General features: G+C 74.9%; 11 protein-coding genes. 8 read left to right on the forward strand and 3 right to left on the reverse strand.

The features are described 5' to 3' along the window. Window positions 1–113: 113 nt before the first annotated feature. Window positions 114–1,037, forward strand: coding sequence for a sirohydrochlorin chelatase (locus ACZ404_RS02060; protein WP_468435336.1), 924 nt, complete (start codon window positions 114–116; stop codon window positions 1,035–1,037). A 105-nt stretch (window positions 1,038–1,142) separates the two neighbouring features. Here ACZ404_RS02060 and ACZ404_RS02065 read toward each other — a convergent pair whose 3' ends face one another. Continuing rightward, on the reverse strand, window positions 1,143–2,171 hold the full coding sequence (locus ACZ404_RS02065) for a lactonase family protein (protein WP_468435337.1): 1,029 nt from the start codon (window positions 2,169–2,171) through the stop codon (window positions 1,143–1,145). A gap of 151 nt (window positions 2,172–2,322) precedes the next feature. Next, a complete protein-coding gene (locus tag ACZ404_RS02070) occupies window positions 2,323–3,813 on the reverse strand; it encodes an FUSC family protein (RefSeq protein ID WP_468435338.1) in 1,491 nt (496 codons plus the stop codon). A 292-nt stretch (window positions 3,814–4,105) separates the two neighbouring features. On the opposite strand from ACZ404_RS02070, the gene ACZ404_RS02075 reads away from it, so the two are divergent. The 3 genes from ACZ404_RS02075 (at window position 4,106) to ACZ404_RS02085 (ending at window position 6,935) form a co-directional block, all read left to right on the forward strand. Further along, on the forward strand, window positions 4,106–4,582 hold the full coding sequence (locus ACZ404_RS02075) for an Lrp/AsnC family transcriptional regulator (protein ID WP_468435339.1): 477 nt from the start codon (window positions 4,106–4,108) through the stop codon (window positions 4,580–4,582). 20 nt (window positions 4,583–4,602) lie between these two features. After that, window positions 4,603–5,316, forward strand: a complete 714-nt coding sequence (locus ACZ404_RS02080) for an HAD family hydrolase (RefSeq protein WP_468435340.1) — start codon at window positions 4,603–4,605, stop codon at window positions 5,314–5,316. A gap of 116 nt (window positions 5,317–5,432) precedes the next feature. Beyond that, window positions 5,433–6,935: an MFS transporter gene (locus ACZ404_RS02085; RefSeq protein ID WP_468435341.1), complete on the forward strand. Its 1,503-nt coding sequence runs from the start codon at window positions 5,433–5,435 to the stop codon at window positions 6,933–6,935. Between the two features lie 366 nt (window positions 6,936–7,301). Here ACZ404_RS02085 and ACZ404_RS02090 read toward each other — a convergent pair whose 3' ends face one another. Further along, complete coding sequence (locus ACZ404_RS02090) at window positions 7,302–8,096, reverse strand: LysR family substrate-binding domain-containing protein (protein ID WP_468435342.1); 795 nt, start codon at window positions 8,094–8,096, stop codon at window positions 7,302–7,304. 58 nt (window positions 8,097–8,154) lie between these two features. Here ACZ404_RS02090 and ACZ404_RS02095 point away from each other — a divergent pair, with 58 nt between their 5' ends. The 4 genes from ACZ404_RS02095 (at window position 8,155) to ACZ404_RS02110 (ending at window position 15,731) form a co-directional block, all read left to right on the forward strand. Further along, window positions 8,155–8,547 (forward strand): DUF5997 family protein, encoded by a 393-nt coding sequence (locus ACZ404_RS02095; RefSeq protein WP_468435343.1) that lies wholly within the window; start codon window positions 8,155–8,157, stop codon window positions 8,545–8,547. Window positions 8,548–8,669: 122 nt separating this feature from the next. Beyond that, a complete protein-coding gene (locus ACZ404_RS02100; protein WP_468435344.1) occupies window positions 8,670–9,524 on the forward strand; it encodes a DUF4132 domain-containing protein in 855 nt (284 codons plus the stop codon). Continuing rightward, window positions 9,521–14,512, forward strand: a complete 4,992-nt coding sequence (locus tag ACZ404_RS02105) for a hypothetical protein (RefSeq protein ID WP_468435345.1) — start codon at window positions 9,521–9,523, stop codon at window positions 14,510–14,512. The genes ACZ404_RS02100 and ACZ404_RS02105 overlap by 4 nt, the downstream gene beginning before the upstream one ends. A 49-nt stretch (window positions 14,513–14,561) precedes the next feature. Next, window positions 14,562–15,731 carry an ATP-binding protein gene (locus tag ACZ404_RS02110; RefSeq protein ID WP_468435346.1) on the forward strand — a complete coding sequence of 390 codons (1,170 nt, stop codon included), beginning with the start codon at window positions 14,562–14,564 and terminating at the stop codon, window positions 15,729–15,731. Window positions 15,732–15,735: the final 4 nt, after the last annotated feature.

Here is a 15,735-nt window from a genome sequence, read left to right on the forward strand (position 1 = left end):
TGCCCGAAACATGCGCGATGAGGACGTAACTCATCAGACAAAACCGGACGGATACCGCTCACCTGCACCCTCCCCGAACAGGGGAGCCCAAGAAGCCAGTAACATGCGGCGCCATGAGCTCCCCCACTGGGCCCGTGTCCGGCCTGCCAGTACGAATGCCGCGACCCCGCCAGCCCGGACGGCACCGCCGACCGGAACCGCTGGTGGCTCCCGAGGGCGCGCCCGCGCTCGTCCTCGCGGTGCCCGGCGTGCCGAGTGCCGCCACGCGCGGCCTCGCCGAGGAGGTCGTGAGCATCGCCCGTTCCGAGCTGCCCGGCCTGGACGCCCGGATCGGGTACCTGGACGGGGACGACGCCGAGTTCCCGAGCCTGAAGGCCGTCCTGTCGCGGGCCGCCGAGGAGCGCACCGCCCGCTTCGAGCAGGCCCTCGCGGCCGGTGTCGAGGTCAAGGAGCCCGACGGCCCGGTCGCCGTCGTCGTCCCGCTGCTGGCCGGTCCGGACAGCTCGCTGCTGCGCCAGATCCGCCAGTCCGTGATGGACAGCCGGGTCGCGGCCGACCTGACCGATGTGCTCGGCCCGCACCCGCTGCTCGCCGAGGCGCTGCACGTGCGCCTGTCCGAAGCGGGTCTGGCTCGCGCGGACCGTGCGCGCCTGTTCACGGTGGCCACCGCGGCGGACGGCATCATCCTGGCTTCCGTGGGCGGCGACGAGGCCGTGCAGGCGGCCGGGATCACCGGCATGCTGCTCGCCGCGCGTCTGGCCGTGCCGGTGATGGCGGCGGCCCTGGACCAGGAGGGTTCGATCGCCTCCGTGGCCGATCAGCTCCGCTCCTCCGGCTCGCAGCAGCTGGCCCTCGCTCCGTACCTGATCGGCCCGGAGATCGACGCCGCGCTGCTCATGGCGGCCGCCGAGGAGGCGGGCTGCGCCACGGCCGAGGCGCTCGGCGCCTACCCAGCGATCGGCAAGCTGGCCCTCGCCAAGTACACGACCGCGCTGGGCATCTCCCCGCAGCAGGCGCAGGGCACGCCGGTCCGCTGACACGGCACGGCACCCGCAGCACGCGAAAGGGCCCGCTTCCCCGGCTGGAGCGGGCCCTTCGCCCTGTCCGGAGCGGCTTGCGGACGGCTCGCGCCGAGTCCCGGGTCAGCCGAAGACCACGCAGGAGGCCGCGGTGACCTCCACGGAGCCGTCGTAGCGGGGCAGGCCCGTCCGCTCGTCCAGGGCGAACCAGGTCACGTCCCCGGAGCGTTCGTTGGCCGCGTAGAGGAAGCCGGCGTGCTCGGCCAGGGCGCGGGGCCAGTGGCCGCCGCACGGCACCGTACCGGTCAGCCGGAGCCCGTCGGCCTGGACCGCGAACACGGACAGCACGTCCTCGCCACGGGTCGCGGTCCACACGAAGCGGCCGTCAGGGGCCACGACGATGCCCGAGGGGTGGGCGTCGCCCGCCGGGGCGCCCGGCAGGACCGGGACCTCGGCGAGCGGCTTCAGGGAGCCGCCGCGCGCGTCCCAGCGGCAGACGGTGACGGTCGGGGTGAGTTCGTTGACCACGTAGGCGTGCTCGCCGTCCGGGTGGAAGGCCAGGTGGCGGGGGCCCGAGCCGGGGCGCAGCGCGAACTCGCGGTGCAGTGCCGGGACGCCGCCGTCCAGGGTGCACACCCGTACCGAGTCCGTGCCGAGGTCGACGCTGACCGCCCACCGGCCGCTGGGGTCGGGCTGCACCTGGTGGGCGTGCGGGCCGCGCTGGCGCCGGTCGTGCGGGCCGGAGCCGGTGTGGTGGAGCACGCCGGAGGGCGCTGCCAGGGTGCCGTCGGGGCGCACCGGTACGGCGGTGACGCTGCCGGAGCCGTAATTGGCGGTCAGGACGTGCCCGGCGTACACGCTGAGGTGCGTGGGGCCGCTGCCGTCGACCGGCACGGCCGGTCCGGCCGGCTCGGGCTTGTCGCCGCGGACGCGGAAAGCGGCGACGGCGCCCTCCGCCGTCTCGCTGACCGCGTACAGCATGGCCCCGTCCGGGGACAGGGCCAGGTACGAGGGGTCGGGGACGGTGCCGAGGCTGCCGGTGAGCGTGAGGGCGCCGCTGCCCGGGTGGACCTCGGCGGTGACCAGTCCGGGACCGCCGGCCGCGGTGAACGACCCGATGAACGCCCTGTACCGCCTGCCGCCCTCTGCCACCGCTGTCCCCTCTCGGTCCGCGCCAGTGCCGACGGTAGCAGTCGATCAGGTTCGGTCTAGACCAAGCGGGGCCGTTTCGCTCAGGCCGACGCGCAGGCACCCACCATGGCTCAGGCCGGCGTCACGGCTCATGCCCCGCCTCATGCCCCGCTCAGGCGCCGACGAGACGGGAGCCCGTGGGGGCGCGCAGGGGCTCGGCCAGCTCGGCGAGCGCGCGTTCGACACCGTGCAGGTGGGCCAGGGCGGGTTCGGCCGGGGCCTCCTCGGGCCGGTGGAGGTCTTCGGAGCCGCCTTCGGTGAGCGCCTCGACCGCGGCCTCCACCCGCCAGCAGGCGGCGGCGAGGCGGGCGTCGTGAGAGGCCTCGGGGTCGGCTGCGACCGCGACCAGGCCGCGGATCTCGCGGGCGCAGTCGTCGAGGAGAGTGAGGACCCGGCGGGCGCGCCGCTTGCGGCCGAGCATCGGGTTCAACGGGTGCACGAGCGGCGCGACCGACAGCCGTACCCGGCCGAGCAGCCCCTCCAGCTCCGCCACGCGGGAGGCCGGGTCGGCGCCGGCCGAGCCGGCCAGCCGGGCGGCCGCCTCCGCGGTGCAGGCGTGCACGCAGCGCAGGGCACGCTGGATCCAGGCGTCGGTGGTGGCGTGGGTCGTGACGGGCAGCACGAACAGCACCGCGAGCACGGCTCCGAGGGCGCCGACGCCGGTCTCCGCCAGGCGCAGGGCGAGCAGGCCGGGGCTCAGGACGCCGAGCAGGCCGTAGAGCAGCTCGGCGAGGAGGGTCACCCAGAGCATCATCCAGGTGTAGGAGACGGCGGCCGTGTAGAAGATGCCGAAGACGCAGACCGCGACCAGGAGGAGGGTGGGCAGGGGCGCGCCGTGCACGGGGACGGCGACGAGGAGCCCCAGGCCGATGCCGACGACCGTGCCGAGGACCCGGCGGAAGCCGCGGACCAGCGTCTCGCCCCGCGAGGCGGTGTTGACGAAGACCCACCAGGTGGCGCCGACCGCCCAGTACCAGCGCTGCCCGGACACCAGTTGTCCCGCGACCAGCGCGAACCCCGCGCCGGTGAACGCCTGCACCGCCTGCCGCGTGGTCACGCGGGCGAGCCCGGTGCCGCCGGGCGGTGCGGGCGCGGTGGCCGGGGGCAGCCGGCGCTCGTAGCACCACAGGCCGAACCGCACCGCTGCGGCGGCGAGCACGGACAGCAGGACGGCGGCGTACAGCTCGGGAAGCTGTCCGGGGGTGGCGTGCAGGAACTGGGCCACGAAGAAGGTCATGAAGGCGAAGACGCCGAGGCTGTGGCCGCGCGGGCCCCAGCGGCGCGCGTACACGCCCGCGCCGACCACGGCGAGGAAGGCCAGGTCCCGCGCCACGGGGAAGGCGTGCAGCTCGGCCGCCGCGGCGAGTACCGGCACGCCGACGGCCGGGAGCAGCGCCGTGGTGACGGCCTGTCCGCGCACGGTGGCGTCGGTGACGGTGAACAGGGCGAGCAGTGCCGCGAGGCCGCCGGTGACGGCGCCGACGAGTGACTGTCCCGCCAGTTCGCACACCACGACCGCCAAGGCGATGCCGAGGACGGCCCGCGCGGCGAAGCGCAGCCGCGCCCGCCCCGGGTCCGGAGCCACGAACATCCTCTTCAGCACTGAGTCCCTCCCCTGGGTACGCCGGGAACACCGGCGGATGCGGCGAACCCGGAGATCACCCGATCACCCGCGATCACGGTGATCACCGGCACAGAAAAGGCGCCGCGGGATCCGCAGCGCCATCGACATGCCCATGAGAGCATCAAAGAGGTCGGTGGCTCAAGTGGCGGCCGGATCACTGGTCCATTGGCACAGTCTCTCGACCCCTCCACCGTCCACGCGCAGGCAAATGGCCCAGGTCGGGCGGCACAGCAGACCCGGGGGATGCTGAGCCATTGGTACTGTCGGCGACATGAGCGTGGACGAACTCGACACCCGCATCCTGCGGCTGCTGCTGGAGCAGCCGCGCACCAGCGTGCGCGAGTACGCCCGGATCCTCGGCGTCGCCCGGGGCACGCTCCAGGCGCGGCTGGACCGTATGGAACGCGACGGCGTCATCACCGGCACGGGCCCCTCGCTCTCCCCGGCCGCGCTCGGTCACCCGGTGCTGGCGTTCGTGCACATCGAGGTCACCCAGGGCCACCTGGACGACGTGGGGGACGCGCTGGCCGCCGTACCGGAGATCGTGGAGGCGTTCTCGATCACGGGCGGCGGGGATCTGCTGGCCCGGGTGGTGGGCCGGGACAACGCCCATCTGGAGGACGTGATCCAGAAGCTGATCAGCTTGCCGGGCGTGGTGCGCACCCGCACCGAGGTGGCCCTGCGGGAGCGGGTGCCGCACCGGTTGCTGCCCCTGGTGGAGTCCGTCGGGCGGGCGGCCCGCGACTGACAGCGGGCATGCTGGAGGCCATGAACACGTTCGGCGCACTCTCGGTCATCTTCGATCTCGACGGAACGCTGGTGGACAGCGAGCCGAACTACTACGAGGCGAGCCGGCAGACGCTGGCCGAGCACGGTGTCCCGGACTTCACCTGGGAGGACAACGAGGCGTACGTCGGCATCGGCAACGCGGACGCGGTCGTCCTCTGGCGGGAGCGCTACGGCCTGCGCGCCCCGGCCGGCGACCTGCTCGCGGAGCTGAACCGTCGCTATCTGCAGCTCGCCCGCACCCGGACGCACACGTACCCGGAGATGCGGAAGTTCGTGGAGTTGCTGGCCGCCGAGGGGGTGCCGATGGCCGTGGCCTCCGGTTCCTCCCCCGAGGCCATCGAGGCCATTCTGACGGGCACGGGACTGGACGCGTATCTGCGGACCGTGGTGTCGGCCGAGGAGGTGGCGCGCGGCAAGCCCGCCCCCGACGTCTTCCTGGAGGCCGCCCGGCGGCTCGGGGCGGAACCGGCCGACTGCGTGGTCCTGGAGGACGCGGCGCCGGGAGCGGCCGCCGCGCACGCGGCCGGCATGCGCTGCATCGCCATCCCCTACGTGGCCGCACAGGCCGACGCCCCCGAGTTCGCCACGGCCGCGCTGCTGCTGCGGGGCGGCCAGGCGGAGTTCACCGCCCAGTCGGCCTACGCCTGGCTCGGCGACTGTGCGGAGGGGGCCGCGGCGGTGCGGGAGGCCTGAGGACCCGGGCCGACGCGTGCGGCAGCGGTTCCGCGGTGCGGGCGGAAGCGGTCCGCCGTGCAGGGCGGAGACACTTCCGCCGTGCGGGAAGCCGGGCGGCTGCTTAGCGTGACCCCATGACCACAGTCCAGGCCCGGCCCGCCCCCGACGACCGGCGGTGGAAGGCGCTCGGAGTCTGTCTGACGGCGGGCTTCATCTCGCTGCTCGACACCTCGATCGTGAACGTGGCGCTCCCCTCGATGGAACGCGGTCTCGGCGCCTCCGAGGCCGACCAGTCATGGGTGGTCTCCGGGTACGCCCTCACCTTCGGGCTCGCGCTGGTCCCGGCGGGCCGGCTCGGCGACATGCGGGGGCGGCGGCAGGCCTTCCTGGTCGGGCTCGCCCTGTTCACGGTGGCGTCGGCGGCGTGCGGGTTGGCGCCCGGTGCTTTCTGGCTGGTGCTGTTCCGGCTGATCCAGGGCGCGGCGGCGGGCATGGTCGCGCCGCAGACCTCGGGGCTGATCCAGCAGATGTTCCAGGGCTCCGAGCGGGCGAAGGCGTTCGGGCTGCTGGGCAGTGTCATCGGGGTGTCGACGGCGGTGGGGCCGCTCGCGGGCGGTCTGCTGATCGACGCCGTCGGCACCGACGACGGCTGGCGCTGGGTGTTCTTCGTCAACCTGCCCATCGGCGTCTTCGCGCTCGTCGCGGGGCTGCGGCTGCTGCCCCGGTTCCCTCCGGCCACGGGGAAGCGGGAGGAGTTCGACCTGTTCGGGGTGCTGCTCCTGGGCTCGGGTGTGCTCGCGCTGATGCTGCCGCTGGTGCAGGAGCAGCAGTGGACCGGCCGGGAGAAGTGGTCGATGCTGCCGGTGGCCGCGCTGCTGCTGGGCGCCTTCTGGGCGTGGGAGCGGCGGCAGGGGCTGCGCGGGCGGGCGCCGCTGGTCGATCTGAGCCTGTTCTCCCTGCGGTCCTTCACGCTGGGCGCCCTGGTCAGTTTCACGTACTTCGCGGGCTTCACGACGGTGTTCTTCGTCCTCTCGCTGTACCTGCAGAACGCCGTCGGCTACAGCGCGCTGGCGGCGGGACTCACCGTCCTGCCCTTCGCGGCCGCCTCGGCGATCGGCGCCGCCATCGGGGGGCGGCTGGTGGTGCGGTTCGGCCGCAGGCTGGTCGTCATCGGGCTGAGCGGGGTGGCGGCGGGGCTGCTCGGCGTAGTGCTCGCGGTGCAGTTCGTGCCGGGGCGGGGGGTGGGCTGGGCCGCGGCGCTGCCGCTGCTCATCGGCGGGATCGGCTCCGGCCTGACGGTCTCTCCGAACACCACCCTCACGCTCACCCGCGTTCCGGTCCACCGCGCCGGCGCGGCCGGTGGCGTCCTGCAGACCGGCCAGCGCGTCGGCTCGGCGGCCGGCATCGCCGTGGTGGGCGCGGTGTACTTCGCCCACCTGGCCAACCACGGCCGCGCGGGCACGGCCCTGCAACTCGGGCTGCTGACCGCCGTGGGAATCACCCTGCTCGCCCTGACACTGGCCGTCGCGGACCTCCGCGAGCGACGGGTGCATCCGGATCCGGCGAGGGCCGAGGCAGAGGCCCGCCGGGGCTCGGCGGAGGGCGGCACGGAGGAGGCGCTCCGGCCGGGGGCTTGAGAGACCTCGGAACCTGTCCGGCTCCGGCACGACATGAAGGAACCGGGGCCACAGAACCGGACCGCTCAGCGACCGCATTCGCGCCAGGGGCAGGGCTCGGCCCAGGGTCAGCGATCAGGCCGGGAGCCAGGGATCGGGCCAAGGCCGGGAGCCGACGCTCGGGCCAAGGGCCGCCGCGTGGCCGGTCAGGGGGCGGAGCGAGGTGCGGCGGCGGGGATGTGGTGGGCACTCGGAGACCCAGCACCGCCAACCACGGCACGCAAGGTGCCTGCCCCGGCAGCCGGCGCGCAGTGTGCCCCCGGCAGCCGGCGCGCGGGACCGTGCAGGGTCCTGGGCCGGGTCGCGCCGACCGCCCCGCGCTCTCCCTCAAGACCTCCGGCGCGGCTTCCCCCGCTTGGCCGGCTTGGTGCCCCCGGTGCCCGGGCGGCCCCGTGCGACGCGGCCCGCGGGCTTGGCGCCCGACTGCTTGGCGGCGGACTGTTTCGGGCGGGAACCGTCCTGGTCCGGGTGCTTCCCTTTCTGGCTCGTCTGCGCCCCGGTCTGCGCCGTCGTACGGCCGCGCGTGCTGTTGACCGTGCGGCCGCGGACGATGCCGATGAAGTCCTCCACCAGGTCGGTGGTGGCCTCCTCCGGCCACGACAGCGCGATGGACGACCGGGGCGCGTCGACGACCGGGCGGTAGGTGAGGTCCTTGCGGTGGTACAGGCGGGCCAGGGACTGCGGGACCACCAGCAGGCCCACGTTCGCCGCCACCAGTTCGATCGCGTCCGGGGTCGTGGCCGGGCGCTCGAAGGCGGGCTCGCCCGGCGGACTGTCCCAGTCGAACACGTCGTCGAGAGGATGGAAGAGCACCTCGTCGGCGAGGTCTGCCAGCGTCACCTCCTCCGCCGCCGTGACGAGGTGGTCCTTGGGGACGACCACCACCGAGGTCTCGGTGTAGAGCGGGATCGCGCTGAAGAAGGTGCGGTCGACCGGCAGCCGTACGAACCCCGCGTCGGCCTCCCCCGCGCGCAGCACCTCCGGTGCCTCGGCGGCCGGGACCTGGACGAGGGTGAGCGGGACGTCCGGCAGACGCTCGTTCCAGATCCGCACCCACTTGGCGGGCGTCACTCCGGGAACGTACGCGAGCCGGAACGACGGTGATTCCTCCGAGCCTGTCACCAGGCCAGGTTACCGGCCGTGGTCGGGCCGCCCGCGCCCGGCCGATACCCTTGACCTCATGAGTTCGCAGCAGAGCACCCAGACGATGAAGCCCGCGACCGCGGCGAAGAAGCTGGGTGTGTACCTCCCCGCCACCCCCGCCGCCTTCCAGGAGGGCGTGGTCTCGCGCGCCGAGCTGAACGAACTGCAGGCCAACCCGCCCGAGTGGCTGCGCGAGCTGCGGGAGAACGGCCCCCACCCGCGTCCGGTGGTCGCCGCGAAGCTCGGCGTGTCCATCGCCGGTCTCGCGCGCGGCGGCGTCACCGAGGCGCTGACCACCGAGCAGATCGAGGCGCTCAAGCAGGAGCGCCCTGAGTGGCTGGAGAAGGAGCGCGCCACCCAGGCGGAGGTCCGCAAGGAAGGCGCGCGGCTGAAGAACGTCAAGCGGGAGCAGCAGAACAAGGGCGCCTGACGCCCGCCGCACCCTGATCCTCACTCAGCCCGCAGGCCGTGCCCCGGCGGCACGGACGGCATTGTCAGTGGCCTCCCCTAGAGTTCCGGTCACTTGATCACTGCGCATGCGGGGAGGCATGTATGGGGTGGGTGCCGGCCGGCGACTACGAAGTCGCCCTCGACGGCGGGAAGGTGGTGTGCCGCAACGCGGCCGGGCGGCGGCTGAAGTCCGTGCCCGCGAAGCTCACCGACGATCCGGCGGTCGTGGGTCTGAGGCAGCTCGCCGAGTGGCTGGAGCGGCACGAGCGGCAGTGCCTGGCCGATGTGGAGCGGTGGATGGTCCGCTCGCTGCCGGTGCCGCTCGCCGTCGTCGCCCGGGTGTGGCCGGACCCCGCCTGGCAGGCGGCCCTGCGCGACCTCGTGGTCACGGGTGACGACGGCCGGGTGGCCGGCTTCCTGCGCGACGCCGGCCCCGAGCGCGGCCTCGGCCTGGTCGACCTGGACGGCGACACCGTGCACATCGCCCCCGACCTCGTCCGCATCCCGCACCCGGTCCTCCTCGAAGACCTCGAGGAGCTGCGGGAGTTCGCCGTCGAGCTCGGCGTCGAGCAGCGCGCCCAGCAGCTGTTCCGCGAGGTCTGGCACCGCCCGGCCGTTCTCGACGCGGACGGCACGCAGGTGGAGGAGTACGCGGGCGGCTCGTACAAGGAACTGCGCTTCCTGCACGGCCGGGCGGCCCAGCTCGGCTACCGCGTGCGCGGCGGGAACGCGGTGTGCCCCGTCCTGGAGGACGGACGCGCCGTCGAGGCCCGTGTCTGGGTCGGCGACTACGACAGCTACGAGGAGACGGAGACCGGCCCGCTGGTGTGGGCCGATCCGGCCGGCCGCGTGCTGAAGCTCGGCCGGATCGGGCCGGTCGCCTGGTCGGAGGGCATGCGCATGGCCGCCGCGCTGTACGCCGGGCGGGACATCCAGGACGAGGAGCAGGCGGCATGACGGGGACCACGGGGCACGACGAGACCACCCTCGGCGCGCTGCTCGACGCCGGCGCCGTGCTGCCGCCGGGCAGCACCGCGCGCGAGGACGCCGACAGTCTCACCGTCCGCGTCTACACGCACCCCGCCCTCGACGGCCGGCAGGTGGTGCGCCTGGTGCCGGGCACGCTCGGCGAGGCCGAAGACCTGGCGCTGGAGTTCCTCGGGCTGGCTCGCGCGCCGGAGACGCCCGAGGTCGGGCAGGTGCGCAGGGAGACCCTGGGCTTCCCGGCCTGGGCGCTGGTCAACGACCCGGCGAACGGGCACCACGCGCTGGCCCTGGTCAAGGACGTCGAGCGGCTCGCCCGGCAGGCCAAGTCCCGTCCCGGCACCGCCAAGGAGGGCTTCGAGGCGCTCGGCCAGCGGCTCGGGCGGGCGGTGCCGCACTTCCTGCCGACCTTCTACGAGCAGGCCGCGCGGGTCTTCCTGCAACACGAGAACACCACGTACGCCGCCGCGTTCTTCGGCAAGGCCCGCGAGGCCGAGCGGGTGCACGCCCTCGCCGTGGACGAGGAACGGCAGCGGGCGGTGTTCCTGGAGTTCGCCTTCGCCGGGGCGTTGACCGTGAAGGCCCTCAAGGAGCACGTCAGGGACCTGGCCCGGCGTCTCGACCCGGCCGCCGCGTGGGCGCAGTTCCGGCAGCTGGCGGTGGAGCGCTGCGCGGCCGGCATGCCGCCGTACGCCTCCCTGCCGCAGGACGCGCGCGGGTTGATCAAGGCGGCGGGCCTGGACCGGGACACCGAGGAGTGCGCCCTGGTCGCCGACCTGATCGCCTCCCCCGCCGCCGTGCGGGCGCCCGCGTCCTTCTGGAACGCCTACCGCGCCGTCCTGCCCGTCCTCGTCGAACGGCAGCCGGCCGTGCGGGCCCGGCTGCTGGAGATCATGCCGGCCGGGCTCGGCCGGGAGGTCGAGGACGACGAGTTCTGGCTGTCGGTGCTCGCCGAGTGCGGGGCCGATCGCCTGCTGACCGAGGCGGAGGCGGCTGGGGAGTACGGCGTCGATCCCGCCGACTGGCTGAGCCGCTGGGCGTCCTTCCGCAAGCACGGCGGCTCCTTCTCGCGCCGCTCGCCGGCCACGCTGGCGCTGGTCGCCCGCATGGCACCGCAGTTGCGGGCGGCGGGCCGGCCCGTGAACCTGTTCACCGGGCGCTGGCACGCGGGCGCCGACCTCGACCTGCTGGACCTCTGCGTCGCCGAGGGCGTCCCACTGACGGTGCCCGGCGCCGAGGCGAACGTGCATCTGCCGCTGGCCGACTGGCTGAAGGACACCCGTACCGGCCGCCGCGACCTGGTGGCCGTCGCGGCCGAACCACGCTGTCGGCGGCTGCTGCACCAGGCCGTGGGCACGGTCGGCAACGACACGCACAGCACCACGCTGCTGAAGGCCGTCGCCGCCCATCCCGTGCTCAGTGTCGTGCTGCGCGAGTGGCTGGACGAGGCCGCCGGGGACTTCACGCGCGCGGTGGGCCTGCCCGGCGCCCGCAGGGCACTGGACCGGCTGCGGCCCTTCCGGCCGGTCGCCGCCGAGGCCGGACCCGATGCCGTCGCCCGCGTCGCCTCGCACGAGGTGGCGCCGCTGCTCGGCCGCACCCTGCGCGCCGGCATCCTGGACGAGCTGGGCTGGGCCGCCCTGGACGAGGCGCTCGAACTGCTCGACGCCGAGTTCCGCAAGGGCGAGGACAACACGGTGACCCTCCACGAGGCGTGGCCCGCGCTGATCCTGGTGCGCCGGCAGCGGGCGGTCGTGGTCGGCCCGGACAAGATCCTCCTCGACCACCACCTGCGCCTGCCCCAGCAGCCGGACCGCTGGCAGCGTCCCCGTCTGCGGTACGTGGACGGCGAGTTGCTGGTGATGTGGCGACAGGGCAGCAAGAGCTGCGGCTACTGGTCGGCCCGGCCCACCGAGGTGTTCGAACTGGGCGGCGAGCAGATCCCCGGCTGGTGGTCCGGTCACGAGACCGGCACCGCCTCGATCCCGCTGCCCGGCGGCGGTCGCGCCACCGGCGGCCGCGCCCTGCACCCCGGGGACACGGTCCTGCCGCCGAGCCGTGACGTGATCGGCGACGGCACCACGTACTGGCGACGGGGCCGGCAGGGCCGCGAGACGGTGTGGCTGGAGTACGACCCGGCCACCGGCACGCACGGCCGCGCGTCCCTGCCGGAGCTGCTGCGGTCGGGCATCCGTGAGGACGCTTCCCTGCAGCCCGGCTTCTGCGAGGTGCTGCCGCTGCAACCGGGCCTGGAGGACAGCCCGTTCGGCACCGACGGCAGGGTGCTGGGCCGCTGGGTGCGCGTCGAGGGCGAGGGTGCCGGGGCCCGCAGGACCGCCGGGACGCCCGACGGGCGTGTCGTCTCCGTGCCCACCGAGTACGGCGGCCGGGCGGGCGCGGCGCCGCTCGGGGCACTGCGGCTGCCCGGCGGCGCGGAGCCGGTCGCCGCGCAGGTGATCCGGCAGGTCGCCCTGTTCGCGGCGGACGACACCTCCCCGGACGGCGAGCTGGGCCGGGTGGCGCCCACTGAGCGCGGCAGCGAGTACGCCGCCGGCACCCGTCTGGTGCCGCCGCTCCCCTACTGGCACGCGCTGCGTCCGCGCGACGCACAGGGCTCGGCGGTGCTGCGCGCCCTGACCGACGAGCAGGCGGCGGAGCTGCTGCGGGTGACGGCCCACGCCCTGGCGCAGCGGCAGGAGGCGCTGGCCCGCGCGGGCTCGGACGAGGCCGCCAAGGCCGCCGTACCGGCCGCGGACGCGGTCGCCCGTGATGCCGTCGCCCGCGCGCTGCCCGGCATCGGCGACGGCCGGCTGCTCACCGGTGTGGTCTCGCTGGTGCGCGTGGCGCTGCGCCTCACCGAGTCGGCCACCACCTTCGCCACTCCTCCGCAGGAGCGGCCCCGGGAGGCCCGCGCGGGGTCCGAGGAGATGTTCGCGGACTACAGGCCGCGGCACGGTGAGGACCGCACCCTGCACGACGCGCTGTCCGGGATCGCCGGTCTGCACGGCTGGTGGTACGGGGAGCGGTGGAGCGTGCTGCGGCAGGTCCGCGCCGTGAACCACGTGCTGTCCGGCAAGCCCGCCGAGGGCAAGCCGCTGCCCGGCCGTGGGCACCTGGCCGCCCTCGCCGGCGGCTGGCTGAGCGACGAGCACACCGTCCCCGGGATCGGCATGGTCTGGCCTCCCGTCCTGGGCGTCCTGCGGGCGCTCGCCCTCCGGGCCGCCTCGCCCGCGCTGACCGACGCCCAGCGCGAACCCCTGCTCCTGCTCTTCGAGGCGGTCACCGAGGGGCCGCTCGCGGTGGCCCGCGGCGCGCTGCGCGAGATCGTGCTGAGCGAGCCGCACGACAAGCAGCAGCGAACCGGCCAGGTGCTGCGCCGGGAGGGCCGCACGGTGGTGATCCTCGGCTGCCAGAACATCGACGGCGAGCGGGCCCGCGTCAACTGGCTGGCGCTGGACCACGATCCGTCCGGTGCCTTCGGTGCGGTCGCCCACTTCGTGCTGGAGAGCGAGGTCCGGCACACTCCGGCGATCTCCGCCGAGGACCTCGCCGCGGTCACCCGGCTGATCCGGGACAAGGGCGCCGCCGACTGGCACACCGAGGCACCGGAGCGCCTGGTGGCGGCGACCGGCGGCGCGCTGGGTCCGCTCCAGGCCACCGTGCTGCTGGCCGGTCTGCCCCCCGCGCCCGGCGTCGAGGGGCTCGCCACGATCGGTCTGAAGGCCCGGCAGAACGAGTTCGGCCAGTCCCGGGTGAAGGTCCTCGACCTGGACGACCGCACCGCGCTTCTGGGTGCCCTGCTGCCGGCCGATCCCGTCGAGCTGTGGACCTGCGGACCGGACACCGAGGCCGCGGGCCGGGTGTGGGCGGAGCGCCTCGGCTCCCTGGTGCGCGTCCCCGAGGAGATCAGCGCCGACCTCGCGGGCGTGGGCGCCGGGTACGCCGAGGAGGTGCTGAATCCGGAGCGCACGCCGTGGCTGGCGCGCACCACCGTGCTGCGGCCCGGCAAGGACGGCGGCCTCGGCTGGGCGGATCCCGAGGCGATACCGAGCCGGCACGACCTGACGTCGGCCGTCACCGCCCTGGCCGCGCTGGCCTACGTTCTGCCGTACGGCCACCCGCTGCGCGCCCACCTGCCCGGCGGACTGGCCGCGCTGCGCCGCCGGTTGGCGGACCCGGAGCTGCTGCTCGACCTGGACGTCGAGTGGACGGAGAAGGGCGGCTCGACCGCCGTCGAACTGCGCAAGGCCTACGGCCTGCCGGCGACCGGGGGCGGCGACGCGCACCGGCTCACCCGCGCCGGCGAGGCGATCGTGCTGCGCCCCTGGTACCGCGACACGGAGACGGTCCTGATCCGCCCCGCCGCGCTCAGCGGGCCGGACGACGCCGTGTTCGGGCTGCTCGAAGGCCTGGTCGGCGGCGCGCGCGGGCACGGCCTGCACGCGCTGCGCACGCTGCTCGGCGACGAGGCGGCCCGGGCGGTCGCTGCCGACGGGACGGCCGGCTACGCGCAGGACCCCTCGGTCAGCGTGCCCGAGCTGGTCGCCGAGGTCGCCGCGGCACACGGTCTGGGCGAGGACGCGGCCGCGCTCTACCTGCAGCTGCTGGCCCTGCCCGACCCGACGGACCGCAACCGCGCGCGCTGGACCGGCTGGAAGCCCGCCCGGACGAAGAAGGCCCGCACGGAACTGGCCGCGACCGACCTGGTCGTGGAGGCCAAGCGGCCGCGCGCCGGACGCACCCTCTTCCTGCCCTGCGGCTGGCGCGACCTGAAGGCGCCCGCGCTGCCGGTGGAGACCTGGAAGGAGAGCCTGTACCCGGTTCTCGGCCACGGGCGTGCCCTGCCCCTGCTGCCGGTGCCCGAGCTGTTCGCCCGGGCCTGGGACCGCGTCCGCGCCGGCGACGCCCCCGCGTACGAGGAGCTGACCACGCGGGCGACGCGCAGGGGGCGGCGCCGATGACCCTCCTCTCCCCGATCCCCGCTCGTACCACGCCGAAGGACACCCGCCGATGACCACCGTCCTCGTCCCCGACGCCACCCGACAGATCGTCCCGCCCGAGGACCGGTACGCCACCGAACTCGCCTTCCTCGCCGCCTACGACACCGGTCCGCGACCGCCCGCGTGGCGGCTCACGCCCCGGGCCGTCGTCACGTTCGTCATGGGCAGCGGCGGCCGGGCGCTGCCGCTGCCCGAGGACGCCGCCGTGCCCGAGGGGGTGCCGCGGCGCCTGGAGATCTCGGGCAAGTTCGTCGGCGACCGGGCTCTGGTGGAGCGGTGCGTCGTCACGCTCGCCGGTGAGCGGGGCCTGCTGCTCGTCGGCGAGCCCGGCACCGCCAAGTCCCTGCTGTCCGAGCTGCTGTCGGCGGCCGTGTGCGGGACCAGCGGCCTGGTCGTCCAGGGCACCGCCGGCACCACCGAGGACCAGCTCAAGTACGGCTGGAACTACGCCCTGTTGCTCGCCCAGGGGCCCAGCCGGCAGGCCCTCGTCCCGTCACCGGTGCTCACCGCCATGGCCCGGGGGGCGATCGCCCGGGTCGAGGAGGTCACCCGCTGCCTGCCCGAGGTGCAGGACTCCCTGGTGTCGCTGCTGTCGGAGCGGCGGATCGCGGTACCCGAACTGGCGGGCGGCGACGACGCTTTGGCGCACGCGGCGCCCGGGTTCAACCTCATCGCCACCGCCAACCTGCGGGACAAGGGCGTCTCGGAGATGTCCGCCGCGCTCAAGCGCCGCTTCAACTTCGAGACGGTGGGCCCCATCGCGGACCTCGACGCCGAGACCGCGCTGGTGCGCGGCCAGGCCCGGGCGTCGGTGGAGCGGGCCGGGGCGCCCTTCCAGGTCGACGACGCCGTGCTGGAGGCACTGGTCACCGCCTTCCGTGATCTGCGGGAGGGCCGCTCGGCGGAGGGCTGGGAGGTGGAGCGGCCGTCGACCGTGATGAGCACGGCGGAGGCCGTGGCGGTCGCCGGCGCGCTCGGCCTGGCCGCGGCCTACTTCCCCGGCGACCGCGACGTCCTCGGCCTGCTCCCGGGCCACCTCCTCGGAGTCGTGCGCAAGGACGACCCGGCGGACGCGGCCCGGCTGCGCGGCTACTGGGACGGCCCGGTCCGGCGGCGCGCCGAGCAGGGCTCCGCCACCTGGCGGACCCTGTGGGACCTGCGCACGGTCCTGGAGGGCTGACCAC

The organism is Streptomyces sp. NPDC030798 (genome assembly GCF_055572275.1).